Source organism: Nocardia sp. NPDC058705, from assembly GCF_042749305.1.
Classification (GTDB): domain Bacteria; phylum Actinomycetota; class Actinomycetes; order Mycobacteriales; family Mycobacteriaceae; genus Nocardia.
Genome location: NZ_JBHYRN010000023.1, coordinates 66,673 through 90,974 on the forward strand (window position 1 = coordinate 66,673; position 24,302 = coordinate 90,974).

The window sequence follows — 24,302 nt, forward strand, 5'->3', positions numbered from 1 at the left end:
TTGCTGGTTGCATGGCGGCGAGCCAGATTGCCGCGATCGTGTCATAGCCGATCGCACTGAGTCCGGCGTGAGTGGGTGGATTTCGGGCAGGGTGCCTGAGGTTGGCCACCCCGGCGCCGATCCCGTCCCCCCGGTTGTGCGCCGGGGAGTTCCGAGTTTTTGTGCGGCCGCGTGGCGTTACCCGCGGCCGGTAATGGAAGGCAGTGTGCGATGACCAACCCCACTCCGGCGCGCGCGGAAACAGAACAGCTGGCAGCGCTGGTGGCAACGGTCGCGGCGATGGAACCGGCGCGGATCGCGGTCGAGTTCGACGGTGCCTCGGTGTCCTACGGTGAGCTCGATGCGCAGCTCGCGACGATGGCCGAGCTCACCGGTGGGGCGCTGGACCCGGAGACGCTGGTGCAGGTCGTGCTCGCCGAGCTGTTCCCCGGGGTGGTCGACGCTGCCGAGGGGACCTTCGGTGTGCTGCTGGAATCGCTGGGCGTGGATGCGATGGCGGTGCTCGGTGGACCGGTGGCCTCGCCGACGCTGATCGACCGGTTCGCCGAGCAGTCGGCGCGGACTCCCGACGCTGTCGCGGTGCAGTTCGGTGCGCAGACGCTGACCTACGCGGAATTCGACGCCAGGGTGCGGGTGCTCGCCGGGCGGCTGGTCGAGCTGGGAGTGGGGCCGGAGTCGTTGGTCGGGCTCGCGCTTCGCCGCAGTGTCGAGTTGATCGTCGCGGTGCACGCGATCGTGCGGGCCGGTGGTGCGTATGTGCCCCTCGATCCCGATCATCCGGTGGACCGGTTGCACTACGTGCTCGAGGTGGCGCGGCCGGTGGTGGTCGTGACGCGTGCTTGCGATGAGCCGGATCTCGGTAGGGCGCCGGTGTTGCGCACCGATGACATCGGCTGGGGCTCGGTGCCCGTTGAGGTGGTGTCCGGGGTGCGGGCCGACAACACGGCCTACGTCATCTTCACCTCCGGTTCCACGGGTCGGCCGAAGGGCGTGGCGGTGACCCACGGGGCGATCGTGGCGAACCTGGATTGGCGGCAGCGCAGCTACGGCATGACCGATGCCGATGTGGTGTTGCAGAAGACGCCGTTCACCTTCGACGTGTCGGTCTGGGAGCTGTTCTGGCCCTTACAGGTGGGTGCGCGGCTGGTTGTCACCGAACCCGGTCGACACGGTGATCCCGCGTATCTGGCGGCGTTGATCGCCGAGCACCGGGCGACGGTGACGCACTTCGTGCCGTCGATGCTGGCCGCGTTCGTCGGTGACGTGAGCGCCGAGGCGGATCTGTCGTCGTTGCGGATGGTGTTCGCCTCCGGTGAGGCGCTGCCCGCCGCTACCGCCGCACGGCTGCGCGCCTTGTCGTCGACCGCGCTGCACAACCTGTACGGGCCGACCGAGGCGGCGGTCGACGTCACCGCGCACGAGGTGACGGCTGCGGACGAGGTGTCGGTGCCGATCGGTGGTCCCGCCGATGACACCGGGTTGCTGGTGCTCGACGAGAATCTGGATCGGGTGCCCGTCGGGGTGGTCGGGGAGCTGTATCTGTCGGGTGTGCAGTTGGCGCGTGGTTACGTGGCGCGGCCGGGACTGACCGCGGATCGGTTCGTCGCCAACCCGTACGGTGCGGTCGGTGAACGGATGTATCGCACCGGTGACCTGGTGCGCTCGGTGCGCGGTGAGCTGGAATACCTGGGGCGCACCGACTTTCAGGTCAAACTGCGTGGGTTGCGGATCGAACTGGGGGAGATCGAGGCCGTGCTGGCCGCGCATCCTCGGGTCGGCAACGCGGCGGTGGTGCTGCATCGGCATGCCGCCGGGGAGGCGCTGGTCGGTTATGTGGTGAGCGTCGACGGTGCGGTGCTCGACGAGGGCGAGTTGACCGCGCACGCCAAGATGTCGATGCCGGAGTACATGGTGCCTTCGCTGCTGGTGCAGCTGGATGCGATGCCGATCAATGCCAGTGGCAAGCTGGATCGTAAAGCGTTGCCGGAGCCCGATTTCCGTGTTGCGGCTGCCGAGTTCCGCGAGCCGCGTACGGCTACTGAACGGTCCGTCGCGGCATTGTTCGCCGAGCTGCTCGACGTGGAGACCGTCGGGTTGGACGACGACTTCTTCCGTCTCGGTGGTAACTCGCTGATCGCTACCCGTGCCATCGGGCGGCTGCAGGCGAATTTCGGTGTGCGGGTAGATGTTCGCGACTTCTTCGACAGTCCGACTGTCGCCGTGCTGGCGAAGCTGGTCGAGGGTGGGGTTGTCGACGAACGGCCCGCGCTCGTTGCGGGGCCGCGGCCTGCGGTGTTGCCGCTCTCGCCCGCTCAGCAGCGGATGTGGTTTCTGAATCGGTTCGATCCGGAGACCGGGGCGTACAACATTCCGATCGCGGTGCGGTTGTCGGGTGTGCTGCATCTGGACGCTTTACGGGCGGCTGTCGGTGACCTGATCGCTCGGCATGAAGTGCTGCGCACGGTGTATCCCGAGGTCGACGGGGTCGGGACGCAGCGGGTGCTCGCTCCCGCTGATGCGCTCGAATTGCTTGTTGCCGAATCGAGTTCGGAGGCACTGGCCGCTGGTGCTGATGGTGACGACAGCTCGGTCGGCGTCGATGGCGGGTCCCCTGCGAGTGCGGGCGTGGAGAGTGGCGCGTCCGAGGTGAGTGGGCGGGCCAACGGTGGTGCGGGCGATTCGGTGTCGTCGGCAGTGTCGACGCTGCTCGACCCGATCGGCGTTGGTGCCGAGGAGCTTCCTGATGTCCTGGCCGCGGTGATCCTGCGTGGATTCGATGTCACTGTTGCCCCGCCGGTGCGGGCGAGGTTGTTCGAGGTCGACGGCGATCACGTGTTGGTGCTGGTGGTGCATCACATCGCGTCCGACGGTTGGTCGGCTGGTCCGCTGGTGCGTGACACGATGGCCGCCTACTATGCGCGGACCGAAGGTGCTGCGCCGCAGTGGAATCCGCTGTCGGCGCAGTACGCCGACTACACGCTGTGGCAGCGTGCGATTCTCGGTGCGGAAGACGATGCCGACTCGCAGGCCGGGCGGGAGATCGCGTTCTGGCGGGACTCGTTGGCCGGACTGCCGGACGAGTCGAGCCTGCCGACCGATCGGCCGCGTCCCGCCACGGCGTCGATGCAGGGGCGGCGGGTCTCGTTCGAGCTCGATGCCGAGGTGGTCGTGGCGCTGAATGCTGTTGCCGCGGAACAGGGTGCGACGCTGTTTATGCTGCTGCACGCGGCGTTGTCGGCGCTAATCGCACGCCTGTCGGGCAATGCCGATGTGGCGATCGGAACGCCGGTCGCCGGGCGCGGTGCCGCCGAACTCGACGACGTCATCGGCATGTTCGTCAACACCGCCGTGCTGCGCACCCAGGTGCGGGGCGCCGAACCGTTCGAAGAGCTGCTCGGCCGCGTTCGTACCGGAGACCTGGCCGCCTTCGACCACACCGCCCTGCCGTTCGAGCGGCTCGTGGAGGTGCTCGCGCCGCCGCGCTCGGCTGGTCGGCATCCGCTGTTCCAGGTGGCGCTGTCGCTGCAGAACCTGCCGCCGACGAGCTTCGAACTGCCAGGTCTGCGTGCCGCCGCCGTCGACCTGCCCTACGACATCGAGAAGTTCGATCTCTCGGTGACCGTGCGTGATTCCGGCGCCGGTGGTCTGTCCGGCGAATTCTCCTACGCCACAGATCTGTTCGACGAGCCGACGGTCGCGCGGATGGTGTCGCGCTTCATCGGCCTGCTCGCCGCGATCGCCGCCGCCCCGCACACCCCCGTGGCCGATCTGCCCCTGCTGATCGGCACTGAACTCGCCGAGCTGACCGCCCGCACCGGTGGCCCGTCGACCTCCGCCCCGCTGCTGCCGGAGGTGCTGGCCCGCGCCGCCGCCGACCCCGCCGCGATCGCGATCCGCGACGGCGCCCGCACCCTCACCTACGGCGAACTCGACGCCGCCTCCGCCCGCCTTACCGCCCGCCTCGTCGACCTCGGCATCGGCGCGGGAGACCTTGTCGCAGTGAGCATCCCGCGCTCCGCCGCCTCGGTCACCGCGGTCTGGGCCGTCGTGAAGTCCGGGGCAGGTTTCCTCCCGGTCGACCCGACCTACCCCGCCGACCGTATCGCCCACATGCTCGCCGATTCGGGTGCTGCTGCCGGCATCACGGTCGACGCGGTGCTGGCGGACCTGCCGGCCACAGTGAACTGGCTGGTGCTCGACGGCGTGACATCTGATCCAAGCGAAGCACCGCTCGCCGATGGTGGTGCCGACGCACGTCTCGGTGACCGCGCCGACTGTGCCGAACTGGCCGACAGCGCCGACTGTGCCGAACTGGCCGACAGCGCCGACTGTGCCGAACTGGCCGACAGCGCCGACCGTGGCAAACGCGACGTTCGTGATGACCGCGGCGACGTGCCTGGCGGTGATGTCACACGTGGCGACGGCGTCGTGGTCTCTGCGGGGGGACATGCTTTTTCGAACGGTGCCGAAAAAGTGCACGATGTGAACATTTTCGGGAGTGCTGCGAAAAACACTTTGGTCGGAACCTCGCAGGCCGGCGCCGCGGGCGGTATCACGGCGGGTGGCAGCGTGGCGGAAAGTGCCACGGCGGGTGGCAGCGTGGCGGGTGGCGCCCCGGCGGGTGGTGCGGCCGGAAGGCGTGTGGTGGATCCGTTGGATCCTGCGTACGTCATCTACACGTCCGGCACCACCGGTCTGCCCAAGGGTGTGGTGATTCCGCAGGGTGCGGTTGCGGCGTATCTGCCGGTGCAGGCGGGGCGGTATCTGGCGTCGGCGGATGCGCGGGTGCTGCATGTGGCGTCGCCGTCGTTCGACATCTCGGTGGCCGAGCTGCTGCTGACCGTGACCGAGGGGGCGACGATGGTTGTCGCGCCCGCCGGGGTGTTCGGTGGGGCGGAGCTGGGGGAGTTGCTGCAGGTCGAGCGGGTGACCCATGTGATCATCACGCCGTCGGCGCTGGCGACGGTGAACCCCGAGGGGCTGGACGCGCTGCGGGTGGTCGTGGTCGGTGGTGAGGCGTGCCCGGCGGAGCTGGTCGCGCGCTGGACCGCTGCGATTCCGGGGCTGATCTTCCGCAACGGGTACGGGCCGACCGAGGCGACCATCGTCACCAATATCAGCGAACCACTCAGCGCGACAACGCCTGTCACGCTCGGCGCGCCCGTGGAGGGCACGACCGAATTGGTCCTGGACGATCGGCTGCGACCGGTACCCGCCGGGGTTGTCGGCGAGCTGTACATCGCCGGTGCGCAGCTGGCGCGCGGATACCACCGCAGGCCCGCGTTGACGGCGGGCAGGTTCATCACGAATCCCTATGGCGCGCCCGGTGATCGGATGTACCGCACCGGTGACACCGTGCGCTGGGTTCATCGTGACGGTTCGTTCGATCTGGAATACCTGGGCCGCAACGACTTCCAGGTGAAGGTGCGCGGATTCCGGATCGAGCTGGGGGAGGTCGACGCGGTCCTCGTCCGGCATCACACCGTCGACTTCGCGGCCACCATCGGTCACCGCACCGACGCCGGCGCCACGCTGTTGGTGTCCTACATCGTGCCTGTCGCCGGTACCGCGGTCGACACAGCGACCCTCGTCGCGCACACCGCCGCACACCTTCCCTCGCACATGGTGCCGTCGGCGATCGTCGCCCTCGACGCGGTGCCGCTGACCCCGGTCGGCAAGCTCGACCGGGCCGCACTGCCCGCGCCCGTCTTCGAAGCCGCCGCCTACCGTGCGCCGGAAACGGCTGCCGAGCAGGTTGTGGCCGCCGCCTTCGCCGAGGTACTCGGACTGGACCGGGTCGGCCGTGACGACGACTTCTTCGACCTGGGCGGAAACTCGCTGCTCGCCACCAGGTTGATGGCACGCATCGGCACCGACCTCGACATCCGCATCCCCGTGCGCCAGCTCTTCGACACCCCTACGGTGCTGACGCTGGCCGCGGCCGCCGACCGTCTGCGCGGCACTGGCACCGGCCCCGCGCTGGTGGCGGGGACTCGACCCGATCCCGTTCCGCTCTCGCCCGCCCAGCAGCGCATGTGGTTCCTCAACCGCTTCGACCCCGGCTCGGCCACCGACAACATTCCCCTGGCCGTCCGCCTCACCGGCACCCTGGACATCGCCGCACTGCAGGCGGCGATCGTCGACGTGCTGGATCGGCACGAGGTCCTGCGCACCCGCTACCCGGAACTCGACGGCAACGCCATCGCCGAAATCCTGCCTGCCAGCGGACTCCTGCCCGAGGTCCACCCCCAGATCGTGCCCGCGGCCGACCTGCCCGACGCCGTACGCACCTTCGCGTCGATCGGCTTCGACCTCACCCTGGACGCGCCCATTCGCGCGACTTTGCTCCGTGTCCTCGCGAAGAGCGAAGCACCGGAACATGATTTGCCATCCGCAGCTTCCGCTCACATCCTGGCAGAGGCAGGCCGAACCGGTATGCCGGTTCGCGCGGACCGGGTCGACACTCTCGGCTCCGCGGACCTGGCGGAGTCTGCCGGCTCCCGCCACGTCGACCGCGAAGCGGAAGCGGTGCCTACGAGTGCCCCCTTGCGAGGCGACGCCGAGTATGTGCTGGTCATCGTGTTGCATCACATTGCGGCCGATGGATTCTCGTTCGGCCCGCTGATCCGGGACGTGCTCACGGCCTACGGCGCGCGGGCCGTCGGTGAATCCCCGAGTTGGGCGCCGTTGGCCGTGCAGTACGCCGACTACGCCGTCTGGCAGCACGCGGTTCTCGGCGACGCCACAGATCCGGAATCAGTGGTGGCACAGCAGCTCTCGTTCTGGCAGGACGCGCTGTCCGGGCTGCCGGAGCAGCTGGAACTGCCCACCGACCGAACCCGGCCCGCGGTCGCTTCCCGGCGCGGTGCGATGCACGGCATCGAGATCGACGCCGACACCCATCGCGCGCTGGCGGAATTCGCTCGCGCGCAGGGTATTACGGTGTTCATGGCGGCGCACGCGGTGTTCGCGGTACTGCTGGCGCGGTTGTCGGCGACCACCGATATCGCGATCGGCACTCCAGTGTCGGGGCGTGGTGAACGCGCGCTCGACGATCTGGTCGGCATGTTCGTCAACACCTTGGTCCTGCGCACCGAGGTGGCCCCCGCGATGGGGTTCACCGAGCTGATCGCCCGAGTCCGCGACACCGATCTCGCCGCTTTCGGTCACGCCGATGTGCCCTTCGAGCGGCTGGTCGAGCTCCTCGATCCGGTCCGCTCCACCGCCCGTAACCCGCTGTTCCAGGTGATGCTGTCCCTCAACGAGGACACCCCGAGCGAACTCGCCCTCCCAGGCCTCACCGTCGCCGGTTTCGATCTACCGACCGGCGTAGCCAAGTTCGACCTCGAACTCACCCTCACCGAACACCGCGACGAAAGCGGCACTCCCACCGGCATTTCCGGTGCATTCCTGTACGCCACCGACCTGTTCGACGCCACTACCGTCGAGGGCTTCGCCATCCGCCTGCACCGCCTGCTCACGGCCGTCCTCGCCGACCCGACCCGCCCGGTCGGCGACATCGACATCCTCGAGCCGGCCGAGCGAACCGAACTCCTGACAACGTGGAACGACACCGCGACCGGGTCGGGTCGCACCGCGACTCTCGCCTCACTCTTCGCCGAACAAGCTGCCGCCACACCTCATTCGATCGCCGTAGTGGTCGACGGGGAGCTTTCGTATGCGGAGTTCAGCGGGCGGGTCGCACGGCTGGCCCGTCATCTGATCGCGCTCGGGGCGGGCCCGGGTGCGCTGGTCGCGGTGGCGATGCGGCGCGGTGTGGAGCAGTTGGTCGCGGTGCACGCGGTGCTGGCGGCCGGTGCGGCGTATGTGCCGGTGGATCCGGATCATCCGGCCGAGCGGACGGCCTATGTGCTGGCGCAGACGGCACCGGTCTGTGTTCTGGCCGTCGCCGGAAGTGGTGTGGCGGTGGGGGAGTCGGTGCTGGAGGTCGACGCGCTCGACCTGTCGGAACTGTCCGCGGAGCCGATCACCGATGACGAGCGGGTGGTTCCGCTGCGTCCCGAGCACCTCGCGTACGTGCTGTTCACGTCGGGTTCCACCGGCAGGCCTAAGGGTGTGGCGGTGCCGCACAAGGCCGTGGTGAACCAATTGCGGTGGCTGCAGCGGGAATACCCGCTCGGCGTCGACGATGTGGTGCTGCAGAAGACGCCGTTCACCTTCGACGCGTCGGTGTGGGAACTGTTGTGGCCCTTGCAGGTCGGTGCGCGACTGGTTCTCGCCACGGCTGACGGGCATCGCGATCCGGCCTACTTGGCGGCGGCCACGGTGCGCCATCGGGTGAGCGTGGTTCAGTACGTGCCGTCGGTGCTTGCCGCCGTCGTGGCGGAACCGGAATCTGCGCACGCGGATTCGCTGCGACTGGTTTTCGCGGGTGGTGAAGCGCTGACGACAGACCTGGCGCGGCGGGTGCGCGCGAGCACCGGCGCGACCGTGGTGAACCTGTACGGACCCACCGAGACCGCCATCCAGGTCACCGCCCACGAGGTGCGCGACGAACAGGGCGCGGCGGTGCCGATCGGTGCACCGGTCGCCGATACCCGTGTGTACGTGCTGGATTCGCGCCTGCACCCGGTGCCCGCGGGTGTCCCGGGTGAGCTCTACGTCGCGGGCGCCCAGCTCGCCGACGGCTACCACGGTCGCACCGACCTCACGGCCGAACGTTTCGTCGCCGACCCCTTCGGCACCGGCGAACGCCTCTACCGCACCGGCGACCTGGTCACCTGGCGCACCGGCCCCCACGGCCCAGCCCTGCATTACCTGGGCCGCACCGACTTCCAGGTGAAACTGCGCGGCCTGCGCATCGAACCGGCCGAAATCGAAGCCGCCATCGCCTCGGTCCCCGGCGTCAGCAGGGTCGCCGTCCTTGTCCGCTCCGACGAAGGCCGACCTGATCAGCTCGTTGCCTACGTGGTCCGCGCTGGGGCAACGCCTGCGGGCGTGCGGCCCGCGACGGTGGGCGCCCTGTCCTCCGCCGCCACGGACGGGACGAACGCGCCGGGCGCTGTGCTCGACGTCGCAGGCAGCGCCGAACAGCACGCCACGGCCCGTGCCGATGCATCGTCGACTTCAGGCCCCAGCACACCTGCGATACCCGACCGCGCGGATCTCGACGCCGCGATCGCCGCCGTGCTGCCCTCCTATATGGTCCCGGGCGCCTACGTCTTCCTCGACGAGCTGCCCGTCAACGCATCCGGCAAGCTCGATCGCCGGGCGCTGCCCGCGCCGCAATCGCAGCAGCGCGAACACCGGGAGCCCGCCACCGCCACCGAGCGGATCGTCGCCGCGACCTTCGCCGGGGTGCTCGACCTCGACCAGGTCGGTGCGGGTGACGACTTCTTCGCGCTCGGCGGGAACTCACTGCTGGCGACCCAGGTGGCGGCGAGGCTCGGTGCCGCGCTGGATGCTCGGGTGCCGGTGCGGGAACTGTTCGAGGCGAGCACCGTCGACGGACTCGCCGTGCGGCTGGACGCACTGCGCGGCACCGGTAGCAGGCGCGGACCAGTGGCAGGGCAACGGCCGCAACGAATTCCGCTCTCACCCGCGCAGCAGCGGATGTGGTTCCTGCACCGCTTCGATCCGGACTCCGCCGCGTACCACATTCCGGTCGCGATCCGGCTCAGCGGCGACCTGGATACCGCGGCGCTGCGTGGGGCGCTGGGTGACCTGATCGCGCGGCACGAGACCTTACGCACGACCTACCCCGAATTCGACGGACAGGCAACACAACTCGTCGGGCCGACGTTCGTACCCGAGCTCGCCGTGGTCGATGTCGAGGCAGATGCTGTGCCTGCAGCGGTGGTCGCGGTCCTCGCCGATGGCTTCGACATCACGACCGAGGTGCCGGTGCGCGCCGCCCTGCTACGGGTCACGGCGACCGAGCACGTGCTGGTGCTCGTTGTGCATCACATCGCGGCGGACGGGTGGTCGATGGGGCCGCTGACCCGGGATCTCGTCACCGCCTACGCAGCGCGCGCCGCGGGTGTGGAACCGCAGCTGCCCGCGCTGGCCGTGCACTACGCCGATTACGCGCTGTGGCAGACCGAGGGCCTCGGCCACGCCGACGACCCGGACGCGCCGCTGGCCCGCCAGCTCGACTACTGGACCGACCGCCTCGCGGGGCTGCCCGATGTCCTGACACTGCCCACGGACCGGCGCAGGCCGCTGATCGCCTCCAACCGGGGCGCGACCTTCACCACCACCCTCGACGCGGACCTGCATCGCGGGATCGAGGAGCTGGCCCGCGCGCACCGCGCGAGTCCGTTCATGGTGCTGCACGCGGGCCTTTCGGTACTGCTGGCCCGCCTGTCGGCCGGTACCGACATCGTCGTCGGCACACCGGTCGCCGGCCGCGGTCATCGCGAGCTCGACGACATCGTCGGCATGTTCGTCAACACCCTGGTGCTGCGCGCCCGGGTCCAGGCCCACGTCCGTTTCGGTGACCTGCTCGACGAGGTCCGCGCGGGCGATCTCGATGCCTTCGACAACGCCGATGTGCCGTTCGAAAGCCTCGTCGACGCGCTGAATCCGGCTCGCTCGCAGGGGTATTCGCCGCTGTATCAGGTTTGCCTCGCGTTGCAGAACCAGCGCAGGACCGCGTTCGAACTGCCCGGTCTCACGCTGTCGGGGCTGACGCTGCCGGATGCGCCGATCGAGGTGGATCTGGACTTCACCTTCGTCGACCGTTTCGCGCCGGACGGCGCACCCGATGGTCTCGACCTCGAACTGCGCTACGCCACCGACCTTTTCGACGCCGACACCGTCACCACCATGGTCGACATGCTCGAGCGGGTGCTACAGGGCGCCGTCGCCGAACCCGGCACTGCCGTAGGCGATCTCGCGATGCTCGCCGATGCCGACCGCGCCGAGATCCTCGCGAGCCACCACGGCGAGGTCGTGCCCCTCGACGCCGCGCTGGCCGAACTGGGTGTGCGTGCCCCGCTCGCCGCGCACCTGCTCGATGCCTCGGCCGCCCGCGATCCGCACGCCGTGGCGGCGGTCTTCGAAGGCGCCGAGATCACCTACGGGGCGCTCGCCGCCCGAGCCAACCGGTTCGCGCGCAGGTTGATCGACTGCGGTGTCGGCCCGGAAACGCCGGTGGCCGTTGCTGTTCCGCGCGGCATCGAACTGCTGGTGGTGTTACACGGCGTGCTCGCCGCCGGTGGTGTGTACGTGCCGATCGACGCGGCCCAGCCCGCGGACCGCATCGGCGATGTGCTGGCGACGGCCGCGCCGCGACTTGTCGTCGTCGCGTCCGCCGGTGATCTCGACCATGTGGACAGTGGCATCCGATCCGCCACGGCCTCAGTGCATTTCGCGGCTGCGTCCCGCTCGGGGTTCGCGGTGCTGACCGTCGCCCAGCTCGAGGGTTCGACGCGGGATGCTGCGGATTCGCCACACGGACCTGGGGTTTCGGAGAATGGAGCTGAGGTTGCGCCGCATCGCGTGGTGTCGGGCGCACCGCTCACCGACGCCGAACGCCTCGCGCCGCTGCACCCCGAGCACCCGGCGTATGTGCTGTTCACGTCCGGATCCACCGGTACACCGAAGGGTGTGCTGATCTCGCATCGCGCCGTCGTCAACGAAATCTGCTGGCTGCGTGGCGAATACGCGATGACCGCGGCGGATCGCTTCCTGCAGCGCGCGCCGCTCACCTTCGACGTCTCGCTCTGGGAGCTCCTCGCCCCCGCGCTGCTGGGTGCCCCGCTGGTGCTGCTGCGCCCCGGCGGTCACCTCGACCTGGAATATCAGGCGCGCGTGGTGCGCGAGCAGGGCGTCACCATCATGGAGATCGTGCCGTCGGTGCTGGCCGCCATGCTGGCCGAAGGACTCGGCGACGCGCTGAGCGGATTGCGCATGCTGCACGTGGGCGGCGAGGAGCTGCCCGCTCCGTTGGCGGCCACCGTGCTCGCCGCGCTCCCCGGCGAGCTGCACAACACCTACGGCCCGACCGAAGTCGCCATCACCAGTACTTTCCAGCAGATCACGGCGCCGGTCGAACAGACCGAGATGCCCATCGGCAAGCCGACCTGGAACGTGCGCGCCTACGTCCTCGACGAGCGACTGCACCCGGTGTCGAGCGGTGTCGCGGGCGAGCTGTACCTCGCGGGTGACCAGCTGGCTCGCGGCTACTTCGGCAGGCCCGACCTGACCGCCGACCGGTTCGTCGCCGATCCGTTCGGGGCCGAGGGCGCGCGCATGTACCGCACGGGCGACCTCGTCCGTCGCGATCGTGCGGGAGCGCTGGTTTACCTGGGCCGCAACGACTTCCAGGTGAAGATCCGGGGGCTGCGGATCGAGCTGGGCGAGATCGAGGCTGCCCTCGGCGACGCTCCCGGTGTCACCCACGCCACCGTGCTGCCCGCCACCGACGACGCCGGGCGACAGTGCCTGGTCGGGTATGTCGCGGGCGAGGTCGACATCGTGGCGGTGCGTGCGCATGTCGCGAGCCGGGTGCCCGCGTACATGGTGCCCGCGCACCTGGTCGTGCTCGACACCGTGCCGCTCAACTCCGCCGGCAAGCTCGACCGGACCGCGCTGCCTGCCGCTGACCTGTCCACCACCACCGCATACGTGGCGCCGCGACCGGGTGCGCAGACCGCACTGGCCGGTGTGATCGGCGAACTGCTCGGGGTGGCGCGCGTCGGTGCCGACGACGACTTCTTCGCCGTGGGTGGCAATTCGCTGCTCGCGATGCGGCTGGTCGCACGCGCCAACGCGGTCCTCGGCAGTGCGCTGGATGTGCGCGATGTGTTCGACGCCCCGACCGTCGCGGGACTCGCCGAACGTGCGGGGGCCACGGGCGAACAGGTGCCCGCGCTGGCTGTGGTGCGGCCGCGTCCGGATCGAATCCCGTTGTCCCTGGCCCAGACTCGTCTTTGGTTGCTGCACCGGATCGACCCCGAATCGGCCGTCTACACCCTGCCCATCGCCCTGCGCCTGACCGGCGACCTCGACACCGACGCGCTGTGGGCCGCGCTCGCCGACGTCCTCGACCGGCACGAATCGCTGCGCACCATCTTCCCGGAGGACGCCGACGGCCCGACCCAGGTGGTGCTGCCCGTCGACGCGGTGTTGCCCGCCACGGTCGTGCGCGAAATAGCCGAGGCCGAACTGGCCGAAGCCGTACGCACCCTCATCGGCGAGGGCTACGACCTGACCACCCAGCCCCCGCTGCGGGCTGCACTGCTGCGTCGCGCCGCGCGGGTCGAACCTGTACGCCGATCCGACGAGCACGTGCTGGTGCTCGCGGTGCATCACATCGCGGCCGATGGTGTGTCGACGACGCCGCTGGCGCGTGACCTGATCACCGCCTACGCCGCGCGCGCTGCGGGAATCGCTCCGGTGTGGGAGCCGTTGCCGGTGCAGTATCCGGACTTCACCCTGTGGCAGCACGCCGTGCTCGGTGACGCGGCGGACCCGGAGTCGCGGCTGGCGCGGCAGTTGGCGCATTGGCGTGACGAATTGGCCGGGGTCGCACCGGTTCTCGAACTGGCAACCGATCGGCCACGGCCCGCTGTGCGCACGGGTTCGGGTGGCGCTGTCGGGTTCGAGGTGCCCGCCGAGGTGGTCGCCGGGATCGAGGAGTTGGCTCGTCGCCACGGGGTGTCCACCTTCATGGTGGTGCACGCGGCGTTCGCGGTGCTGCTGTCCCGGCAGGGTGCGGGTGCGGATGTTCTCGTCGGCACGCCGGTCGCCGGGCGGGCGGATGCCGCGCTCGACGATCTCGTCGGGATGTTCGTCAACACCCTCGTGCTACGGACCGCCGTCGATACCGGCGCCGGGTTCGGTGAGCTGCTCGCCGAGGTGCGAGCGGCCGACCTGCGGGCCTTCGCGCACGCGGACCTGCCGTTCGAGCGGCTCGTGGACGAGCTGAATCCGGTTCGCTCCACGGCATATTCGCCGATCGTGCAGGTGATGCTCGCCTTCGAACACCGCGACGACACCGTCATCGAACTGCCCGGCCTGCGGATCGACGAATTCGCCATGCCGGCGGCGACGACGCAGTTCGACCTGTCGCTGGCGGTCAACGAGACCGTCGATGCCGCGGGGGAAGCCGGGATGCGCGGGTGGCTGCGCTATGCCACGGATCTGTTCGACGCCGACACGGTGGCCGCGTTCGGTGCGCGGTTCGTGCGGGTGCTGAGTGCTGTTGTCGCCGATGACGGCGTCGCGGTCGGTGAGATCGACCTCCTGGATGCCGCCGAGACCGCCCAGTTCGTGGCGTGGAACGACACTGCGGCCCCGCTCGACACCGATGCGACGCTGGTTACGTTGTTCGGCGCGCGGGCCGCGCGTACGCCCGACGCGGTTGCGCTCGAATTCGAGGGTCAGCGAGTTACCTACGGCGAGTTCGCCGTTCGTGTCGCCCGCCTGGCGCGATGGCTGATCGCCGAGCAGGTCGGCCCCGGCGCGATCGTCGGTGTCGGGCTGCGGCGCGGCATCGACCTGCTGGTCGCCATCTACGCCGTCCAGGCCGCGGGTGCGGCGTACCTGCCGCTGGACCCTGACCACCCGGCCGACCGGATCGCCGATGTTCTGGCGACCGCGGCACCGGTCTGTGTGCTGGCCGCCTCCGATTTCCCCGAAACTGACTCGCACGCCACGCGCATTGTCGATCCCGCCACGCTCGATCTGTCCGGGTTCGCGGCGGCCCCGGTGACCGATGCCGAGCGGATCCGGCCGTTGCATGGTGCGGATCTGGCGTATGTGCTGTTCACATCCGGTTCGACCGGTAAGCCCAAGGGCGTCGCGGTGACTCACACCGCGATCGTCAATCGCTTGGTCTGGATGCAGGATGCCTATCGGCTCGATGCTGCCGATGTCGTGCTGCAGAAGACGCCGATCACCTTCGATGTTTCGGTGTGGGAACTGTTCTGGCCCTTGCAGATCGGGGCCACGCTGGTGATCGCGCGCCCGGACGGGCATCGGGATCCCGTGTACCTGGCGGAGGTCATCACCCGCACGGGTGTCGGTGTCGCGCACTTCGTCCCGTCGATGTTGGCGGCGTTCCTCACTGAACCGCGTGCCGCCGAGTGTGTTTCGCTGCGACAGGTATTCGCTTCCGGTGAGGCGCTGCCCGCCGCCGGTGCCCAGCGTCTGCGCACGCTGATTCCCGGTGTCGCCGTGCACAATCTGTACGGACCCACCGAGGCCGCCGTCGATGTCAGCTTCCACGAGGTCACCGACGCCGACACGGTCACGGTGCCGATCGGCGCCCCGGTCGCCAACACTGCCCTGCACGTGCTCGACGCGCGTCTGCGGCCGGTTCCGGTCGGTACACCGGGTGAGCTGTATCTGGCCGGCGTCCAGCTGGCGCGCGGGTACCTCGCGCGCCCCGACCTGTCCGCCGATCGCTTCGTCGCCAACCCCCTCGGCGCCCCGGGCGAGCGCATGTACCGCACCGGCGACCTGGTGGTCCGCACCCGCTCGGGTGAACTGGAGTACCTGGGCCGCACCGACTTCCAGGTGAAACTGCGCGGCCTGCGTATCGAACTCGGCGAAATCGAAGCGGTGCTCGCCGGCCTCGACACCATCGAACGCGCAGTGGTCACCGTCCGCGACGACGGCGCCGGCGACTACCTCACCGCCTACCTGGTCCCGGCTGAAACCAGTCACGGGGTGACCGGCGCTGACGCGGACGCGCGTTCCGCCGCTGCCGTCGGCGTCGCCTCGGACACTGGGGCTGTCGATGACGATGCGGTCCTCCTCGCCGTTGCTGACATCGGCGACGGCCCTACCATCGGCGCCGATTCTGCCGACCGCAACCGGCACCGTGGCGTCATAGCGGACGCCTCGTCGCTAGACCTCGCTGTCGTGAAAGCGGCTTTGCAACAGGCACTCCCGTCCTACATGGTGCCGAGTGCGTTTGTCGTGCTCGATGAGCTGCCGGTCAATGCCTCCGGCAAGCTCGCTCGGCGCGCACTGCCCGCACCGGAGCTGGTCGCGCGCGAATTCCGTGCACCGGCGACGCCGTCGGAGCAGCTGGTGGCGGGGGTCATCGCCGAGGTGCTCGGTGTCGAACTGGTCGGTGCCGATGACGACTTCTTCGATCTGGGCGGCAACTCGCTGATCGCGACCAGGGTGGCCGCGCGACTCGGGGCGGCATCGAGCAGGCAGGTGCCGGTGGCGCGGATCTTCGAGGCGCCGGTGGTTGCCGCATTGGCCGCCGCACTCGATGCCGAGGCGGGCACGGCACGAGTGGCACTGGCGGCGGGGGAGCGGCCCGCGTCGATTCCGCTCTCGCCCGCGCAGCAGCGCATGTGGTTCCTGAACCGGTTCGATCCGGACTCGGCCGGGTACAACGTGCCGATCGCGGTGCGTCTGAGTGGTGCGCTCGATCTGGAGGCACTCACCGCGGCGGTGGGCGATCTCGTCGACCGACACGAAGTACTGCGCACCTATTACCCGGAGACGGCTGATGGGCCGGTCCAACAGATCCTGACTGCCGCCGAAGCCGGTGTGGCACTGCAGGTTCGCGATGTCGACGCGGCACAGATCGTGGCTGAGGTAACGGCGCTGGCCGCCACGACCTTCGATGTCACGGCGGGTGTGCCGTGGCAGGTGGTGCTGTATCGGATCACCGCCGACGAGGCCGTACTCGCCCTGGTCGTGCATCACATCAGCGCCGACGGCTCGTCGATGCCGCCGCTGATCCGTGACCTGATGACGGCCTACCTCGCCCGCCGCGACGGCGCGGCACCGCAGTGGACGCCGCTGCCGGTGCAGTACGCCGACTACGCGTTGTGGCAGCGCGCGGTGCTCGGCGACGAAGCCGATCCGGACTCCCTATCCGCCAGCCAGCTCGACTTCTGGCGCGGCGAACTCGCCGATCTGCCCGAGGAACTGGCCTTGCCGCTGGATCGACCGCGCCCGGCAGTGCGCACCCTCGCCGGTGGGACGGTGTCGGTGACCCTGGACGCGGACACTCACGCCCGGCTCAGCGCGCTGGCCCGCGAATCCGGGGCCACGCTGTTCATGGTCGTGCATACCGCGTTCGCGGCGCTGCTCGGTCGCCTTTCGGGCAGTCACGACATCACCGTCGGTACGCCGGTCGCCGGGCGCGGTGAGGCCGCGCTCGAGGACCTGATCGGCATGTTCGTCAACACGCTGGTCTTCCGCACTCGCCTGCGAGCGGGAGAGTCGTTCCAGCAGTTGCTGATTCGACAGCGCATCACCGACCTCGCAGTCTACGCCAACGCCGAGGTGCCGTTCGAACGCCTCGTCGAGGTACTCGATCCGACGCGCTCCACCGCCCGGCACCCGCTGTTCCAGGTCGGGTTCTCGTTCCAGAACTTCGAGCGGGCCGAGCTGGCGCTGCCCGGGATCACGGTGTCGGGACTGGACACCGAGAGTGAACTGTCGCAGTTCGATCTGCACCTCATCGTCAGCGACGAGTACGCCGACGGTGCAGCCGCGGGCGTCACCGGCGTCCTCACCTACGCCCACGACGTGTTCGACACCGAGACGGCGGTAGCGATCGCGGGCAGGCTGGAACGGCTGCTCCAGGCCGTCGCCACCTCGCCGGACATTCCGCTCGATGCCGTGGACGTGCTCGAACCTGCGGAGCGGACCCGCGTCCTCACCGAGTGGAACTCCACCACACACGAGATCGACTGCACCGCAACGCTGCTCACGCCGTTCCGCGCCCAGGTATCGGCTCGGCCCGAGGCGACCGCGCTGGTCTTCGAGGGCGCGGAGCTGACCTACGCGGAACTGGACGCCCAGGTCAACCGCCTGGCCCGATACCTGATCGGTGAAGGTGTCGGCCCGGATGTGCCGGTGGCACTCGCCATCCGGCGCTCCATCGACCTCGTGGTCGCTATGTACGCGGTGCTCACGGCAGGCGGTGCGTACGTGCCGGTCGACCCCGACCACCCGACCGACCGCATCGTCCAGATCCTCGACACTGCCCGACCGCACCTGGTCCTCACCACCGCCAGGGACGAATTCGACTGGCCGCCAGTGGCGGCACCGGCACCCGTCGGATCGGGTATGCCCGCCGAATCCGATTCGTCACCGACGGCCGATGCCTTCGGGGCGACGGTCCAGCAGCTGTTCGGCGACGATCGGCAACCGCCGATGCAGGGACTCGATGGCGCAAGTGATTCGGCGGCAGCCTCACCGACCAGGGTCGTTGTACTCGATGAGGTCGACACTGCCCGCTACTCGAGCGATCCGGTAGCGAAGTCCGAACTTCTTGGACCACTGCTGGATTCGAACCTCGCGTACGTGCTGTTCACCTCCGGGTCGACCGGCAAGCCCAAGGGCGTGGCGATGAGCCATGCCGGTGTGCGCAATCAGATCGCGTGGCTGATCGAGCAGTACGGCCTGGGTGGCGCAGATGTATATCTGCAGAAGTCGGCGGCCGGGTTCGACCTTTCGGTGTGGGGCTTCTTCGCCCCGCTCGCCGCCGGTGCGACGCTGGTGCTCGCCACGCCTGACGGGCACCGTGATCCGCTGTATCTCGCCGAACTCGTTGCCGCGCAGCAGATCACCGTCGTCGACTTCGTGCCGTCGATGCTGGCGATGTTCGCCGCGCATGCCGATCCCGAGCAGTTGACGAGCCTGCGGCTGGTCCTTGCGATCGGTGAAGCACTCACTCCCGAGACCGTCGTCGCGCTGCGTGCGAAATCCGCTGCGGTGGTACACAACCTGTACGGTCCGACCGAAGCTGCGGTGTCGGTGACCGCGTGGCCCGCTGAGGGCGCTACAGGACAGACAGTGCCTATCGGCGTGCCCGAATGGAATACCCGCGTGTACGTCCTCGACGAGCGGCTTCGCCCGGTCGCCCCGGGCGTGGCCGGCGAGCTGTACCTGGCCGGCGATCAACTCGCTCGCGGGTACCTCGGCCGCGCCGACCTGACGGCGGACCGATTCGTCGCCGACCCGTTCGTCGGCGCCGATTCCAGTCCCGACGTGGCTGATTCCCGTCCCGGCGTGGCCGACATCCGTCCCGACGTGGCCGACATCCGGGCCGAGGTGGCAGACGCCGGTCCGGACGTTGTCGACGCCCGAAACAGCTACCGGGGCGGGCGCATGTACCGCACCGGTGACCTGGTGAAATGGACGCGCGAGGGCGTGCTCGTCTATCTGGACCGCATCGACTTCCAGGTGAAGTTCCGTGGTCAGCGCATCGAACTCGGCGAGATCGAGACCGCGCTGCAGGGTCTCGACGGGGTCAGTCAGGCGGCGGCGGTGGTCTCGGCCAGTGTCACCGGCGATCGGCTCGTCGGCTACACGGTGCCCACGCCGGGCGTCGAGCTGGATCCGGCTGCCCTGCGGTCGGCGGTCGGGGCCGTCCTGCCGTCGTACATGGTGCCGTCGGTGATCGTGGTGCTCGACGCGTTCCCGCTCAACACCTCCGGCAAACTCGACCGGAAGTCGCTGCCGGCACCGGAATTCGTGGCGAAACCGTTCCGGGCCCCGATCACCGCGGCGCAGCGGGCGGTGGCCGAGGTGTTCGGTGACGTGCTCGGGCGTCCGGAGGTCGGACTCGACGACGACTTCTTCGAACTCGGCGGCAACTCGCTCATCGCCACCCGGGTCGCGGCCCGCCTCGGCGCGGCACTGTCGACCAGGGTGCCGGTGCGGACCCTGTTCGAAGCGACCACCGTGGTCGACCTCGCGGCCGCGCTCGCGGCGCGGGTGGGCAGCGGTGCGGGGATCGCGCTGACGGCGGGGCCGCGACCGGCCAGGATTCCGCTGTCGGCCGCCCAGCAGCGCATGTGGCTGCTCAACCGGCTCGATCCCGACTCCGCCGCCTACAACATCCCGATCGCGGTGCGGCTCACCGGCGATGTCGACGCCGCCGCGCTGGCCGCCGCGGTCACCGATGTCCTCGATCGGCACGAAGTGCTGCGCACGGCTTACCCGGCCGTCGACGGGATCGGGCACCAGGCGGTGTGGGAGTTCGTGCCGACGCCGGTCGTGGAGACCGTCGATCCGATCGCGGTGCCGGCGATCGTCGCCGCCGAGATCGGGCGCGGATTCGATGTCACCGTCGCGCCGCCCGTGCGGGCGCGCGTATTGCAGTGTGCGAGTGACGAAGTGGTGTTAGTGGTGGTGATCCATCACATCAGCGCCGACGGGTTCTCCGCCGGGCCGCTGCTGCGCGACACCAGTGCCGCCTACCTCGCCCGCCGCGCGGGGAGCGAACCCGATTGGGCGCCAATGGAAGTCCAGTACGCCGACTACACGCTGTGGCAGTGCGCGGTGCTGGGTAGCGAGGACGACGCGGAGTCGGTCGCCGCGCGGCAGCTACGATTCTGGCGCGACGAACTGGATGGCATGTCCGGGCTGCTCGAACTGCCGATTGACCGGCCGCGTCCGGCAGTCGCCTCGCACCGCGGTGCGAGCGTGGAAACCGCAGTACCACAACAGGTCTGGCAACGGGTTCGCCAGCTGGCTCGTCGTGCCGATGCCAGTGAGTTCATGGTCGCCCACGCCGCCCTGGCCACCCTGCTGGCTCGGCTGAGCGGCACCGCCGACATCGCGATCGGCACCCCGGTGGCGGGGCGCGGTGAGCAGGCCCTCGACGATCTGGTCGGCATGTTCGTCAACACCTTGGTGCTGCGAACCGGCGTCGACCCCGGGGACTCCTTCGCCGCGCTGCTGCGTGAGGCGAGGCGGGTGGACCTGGACGCTTTCGAGAACGCGGAGGTGCCGTTCGAACGGCTCGTCGACGTGCTCGACCCGATCCGTTCCACCGCCCACAGCCCACTGTTCCAGGTGATGCTGGCCTTCCAGAACCTGGCCGCCGCACCGGTCGAGGTGGTCCTGCCCGATCTCACCGTCACCGGCCTGGAAGCCGACGCCGCCATCGCCAAGTTCGACCTCGACCTGGTCCTCGCCGACACCCCTGATGGCGGCTGCGCGGTGAGCCTGACCTACGCCACCGACCTGTTCGACGCCGACACCGCCGCCCGCATCGCCGACGGCTTTGTGCGGGTGCTGGCCGCGGTGACAGCGAACCCGGACGGTGCGGTGGGCGATATCGACCTGCTCACCGAGAACGACCGGCGATTGCTCGATACTTGGTGGGACACTGCGTATTCGGGTGTCGGCGAGGTCGCCCCCGGCCGGATCTCGACGGCGCCGAACGTCCACGTCGACGCCGCGCTTCGCGGCACGGCGGACATCGAGTCCGGCGCAACGGCGGGCGCGATGCCGAGCACGGTCGGCGCCGGACCTTCGAGCACGGTCGGTACCGGGCACGCAGGCACGGTCGGCACAGGACCTTCGAGCACGGTCGGTGTCGGGCACGCGGGGACGGTCGGTACCGGGCAGGCGGGCACGGTCAGTGTTCTGCCGACGGCGTTCGCCTACCAGGCCGCCGCGACACCGGATGCTGTCGCGCTCGTCGACGGCGACACCGCGCTCACCTACGCCGAGTTCTCGGCGCGGGTGAACCGGCTCGCTCGTCATTTGATCGAGCTCGGTGTCGGGCCCGATGATGCTGTGGCGGTGGGTGTTCGGCGTTCGGCCGAGCTGCTCGTCGGGGTGTACGCGGTGCTGGCGGCGGGTGGTACCTACGTGCCGATCGATCCGGATCATCCGGCCGAGCGGATCAGCCGGATTCTGCGGATCGCGCGGCCGGTCTGTGTGCTCACCACCAGCCGCGACGCCGCCGATCTCCCGCTGACCGGGCTCGATGGTGTTTCGCTCGATGCGGTGGATCTCGCCGCCTACTCGGCCGAACCGATCCACGACGCCGAGCGGGCGCAGCCGCTGCTGCCGGAACACACCGCGTACGTGATCTTCACGTCCGGATCCACCGGCCTGCCCAAGGGCGTCGGCGTGCCGCATCGCGCGATCGTCAACCAACTCGATTGGCTCGCACAGCGTTTCGGGTTCACGGCCGGTGACACCGTGCTGCACAAGACGCCGACGACGTTCGACGCGTCGATCTGGGAACTGCTGCTGCCACAGCGCGTCGGTGCCCGCACGGTCATCGCGCGACCCGGCGGGCACGGGGACCCGGCCTACCTGGCGGCGCTGATCACCGAACATCACATCGATACAGTGCAATTCGCGCCGACACTGCTCGCGGCGTATGTCGCCCATGTGCAGGAAGCGGCTGTCGTCCCAGCGGTGGGCGCCGCCGATTCGATCAACGGGGCTGGTCTCCACGATCGTGAACGGGAGCGTTTCGAGGCAATCCAGGGCGGATTCGCGGAACAGAACGCTCGCCACGGTGTCGAACGTGCGGTCGTTGAGGGTGTGGCCCGCAACGGCGTCGCGGGCGGGTCGCTGCGGCGGGTGTTCGCGGGTGGCGAGGCGCTACCCGCCGCGCTGGCGCAGCAGACGCGCGCGCTGACCGGGGCGCAGGTGGTGAACCTGTACGGGCCCACCGAGACCGCGGTGCAGGTGAGCACCCACGTCGTCACCGATGCTGACACCGTCACGGTGCCGATCGGGGCGCCGGTGTGGAATACCGGGCTCTACGTGCTCGATGCCCGGTTGCGGCCGGTGCCGCCGGGAGTGACCGGCGAACTGTACGTGGGTGGTGCGCAGCTCGCGCACGGCTACATCGGGTCGGCCGAACTCACCGCGGAACGGTTCGTGCCGGATCCGCTCGGCACCTCCGGTTCGCGCATGTATCGCACCGGCGATCTCGTGCGCCTGCGTGGCAGGGGCGCTCCCGCACTGGAATACGTCGGTCGCGCCGATCTGCAGGTGAAGCTCAACGGTCAACGCATCGAATTGGGTGAAGTGGAAGCCGCGCTCGGGCGGCAGCCGGGGGTCGCGCAGGCGGCGGCCGCTGTGGTGTCCGGGGCCGGCGCGGATCGCCTCGTCGCCTACGTCGTCGCCGCGCGCAACGCGGAAGTCGAGCGGGCTGATAGTGGCGTCGCGGGTGCCGTAGGCGATGACCGCACCGCTGGTGGCATCGGCGCCGATGCTGTCACGGAACCTGATGTGGCACAGAGGAAATCGACCCTTGACGCAGCAGCGCTGCGGACGGCACTCGCCGCAGAGCTGCCTGGGTACCTTGTCCCGGCGGTGGTGCTCGAGCTGGATGCGTTGCCGGTCAACACTTCCGGCAAGCTCGATCGCAACGCCTTACCGCGACCGGAGATCCGCCAGGCCACCTACCGGGCGCCGATCACCGAGACCGAGCAACTGGTCGCCGGTGAGTTCGCGAGGGTGCTCGGCCTGGATCGAATCGGCATGGACGACAACTTCTTCGACCTCGGCGGCAACTCGCTCACCGCGGTCCAGCTGTCCTCGCGACTGAGCGAGGCGCTACAGACCGCGGTGCCGGTGGCGTGGTTCTTCACCGACCCCACGCCTGCCGTCGTCGTGGAAAGGCTCCGCGCCGAAGATGATTCGAGCGAAGACGCGTTCGCGGTGCTGCTGCCGCTGCGGGCGAGCGGCAGCGGCGCACCGCTGTTCTGCATCCACCCCGTGGGCGGTGTGTCCTGGTCGTTCGCCGGACTGACCCGCCACCTCGACCCGCAGCGCCCGATCTACGGTCTGCAGTCGCCCGCCCTCACCGCAGACGAACCCCTGCCCACCACCATCGACGCCTGGGCGCAGCGCTACATCGCGGCCATCCGCGAGGTGCAACCGGAAGGGCCGTACCACCTGCTCGGGTGGTCGCTGGGTGGGCTGCTGGCCCACGCCGTCGCCACCGGCCTACAAGCCGACGGCGAGCAGGTGGCACAGCTGGCGATGATGGACAGCTGGCTCGGCGACGGACCCGAACAGACCCCGATGCCCACCGTCGGCGACCTCCTGGGAGGCCTGGCCGGTGACGATCTCAGTTTCGACACCGACGGTCTCGCTGCCGCGGCCGCGGGCATCGGCGGTCCGCTGGCCGGGCTCGACCGCGCCCGCATCGCCCGCATCATCGACGCCGCCACGACCTCGATGGCGATGGTCGATGACTATCGTCCGCGCCGCTTCGACGGTGATCTGGTCTACTTCGCCGCCACCGTCGACGACCCCAGCGGATCGCGCGGCGCGGCCGGCTGGGCAGGCGCGGTCGGCGGCGCGGTGCACCGGTACGGCATCGACGCCACCCATTGGGCGATGGCCGGTGAGGCAGCGCTGGCCCGGATCGCGCAGATCCTCGATGGAACCGAACCCGGTGCGCACGGGTTCGCGAGCGAGGCACCGGCGACGAGGGCCGATGCGCGAGCGGGGGCGGTGGGCGCATAGAATCGGGGAGCCGGCCGTCGTGCCTGCTGCCTGCACCATGAGGCATACTCGCGCGTCGCCAGCTCCCGTTTCGAGAGGTTGAGGAACCATGCCAGCACAGCCGTCCGGTGAGATCGGGTGAC

1 protein-coding gene is annotated in these 24,302 nt (G+C 69.6%); it reads left to right on the top strand.

The window, feature by feature from the left end; translation table 11 throughout:
- Positions 1-210 precede the first annotated feature (210 nt).
- Positions 211-24,180, top strand: coding sequence for a non-ribosomal peptide synthase/polyketide synthase (locus ACFW6D_RS23760; protein ID WP_379331502.1), 23,970 nt, complete (start codon positions 211-213; stop codon positions 24,178-24,180).
- The last annotated feature ends 122 nt before the right edge of the window (positions 24,181-24,302 follow it).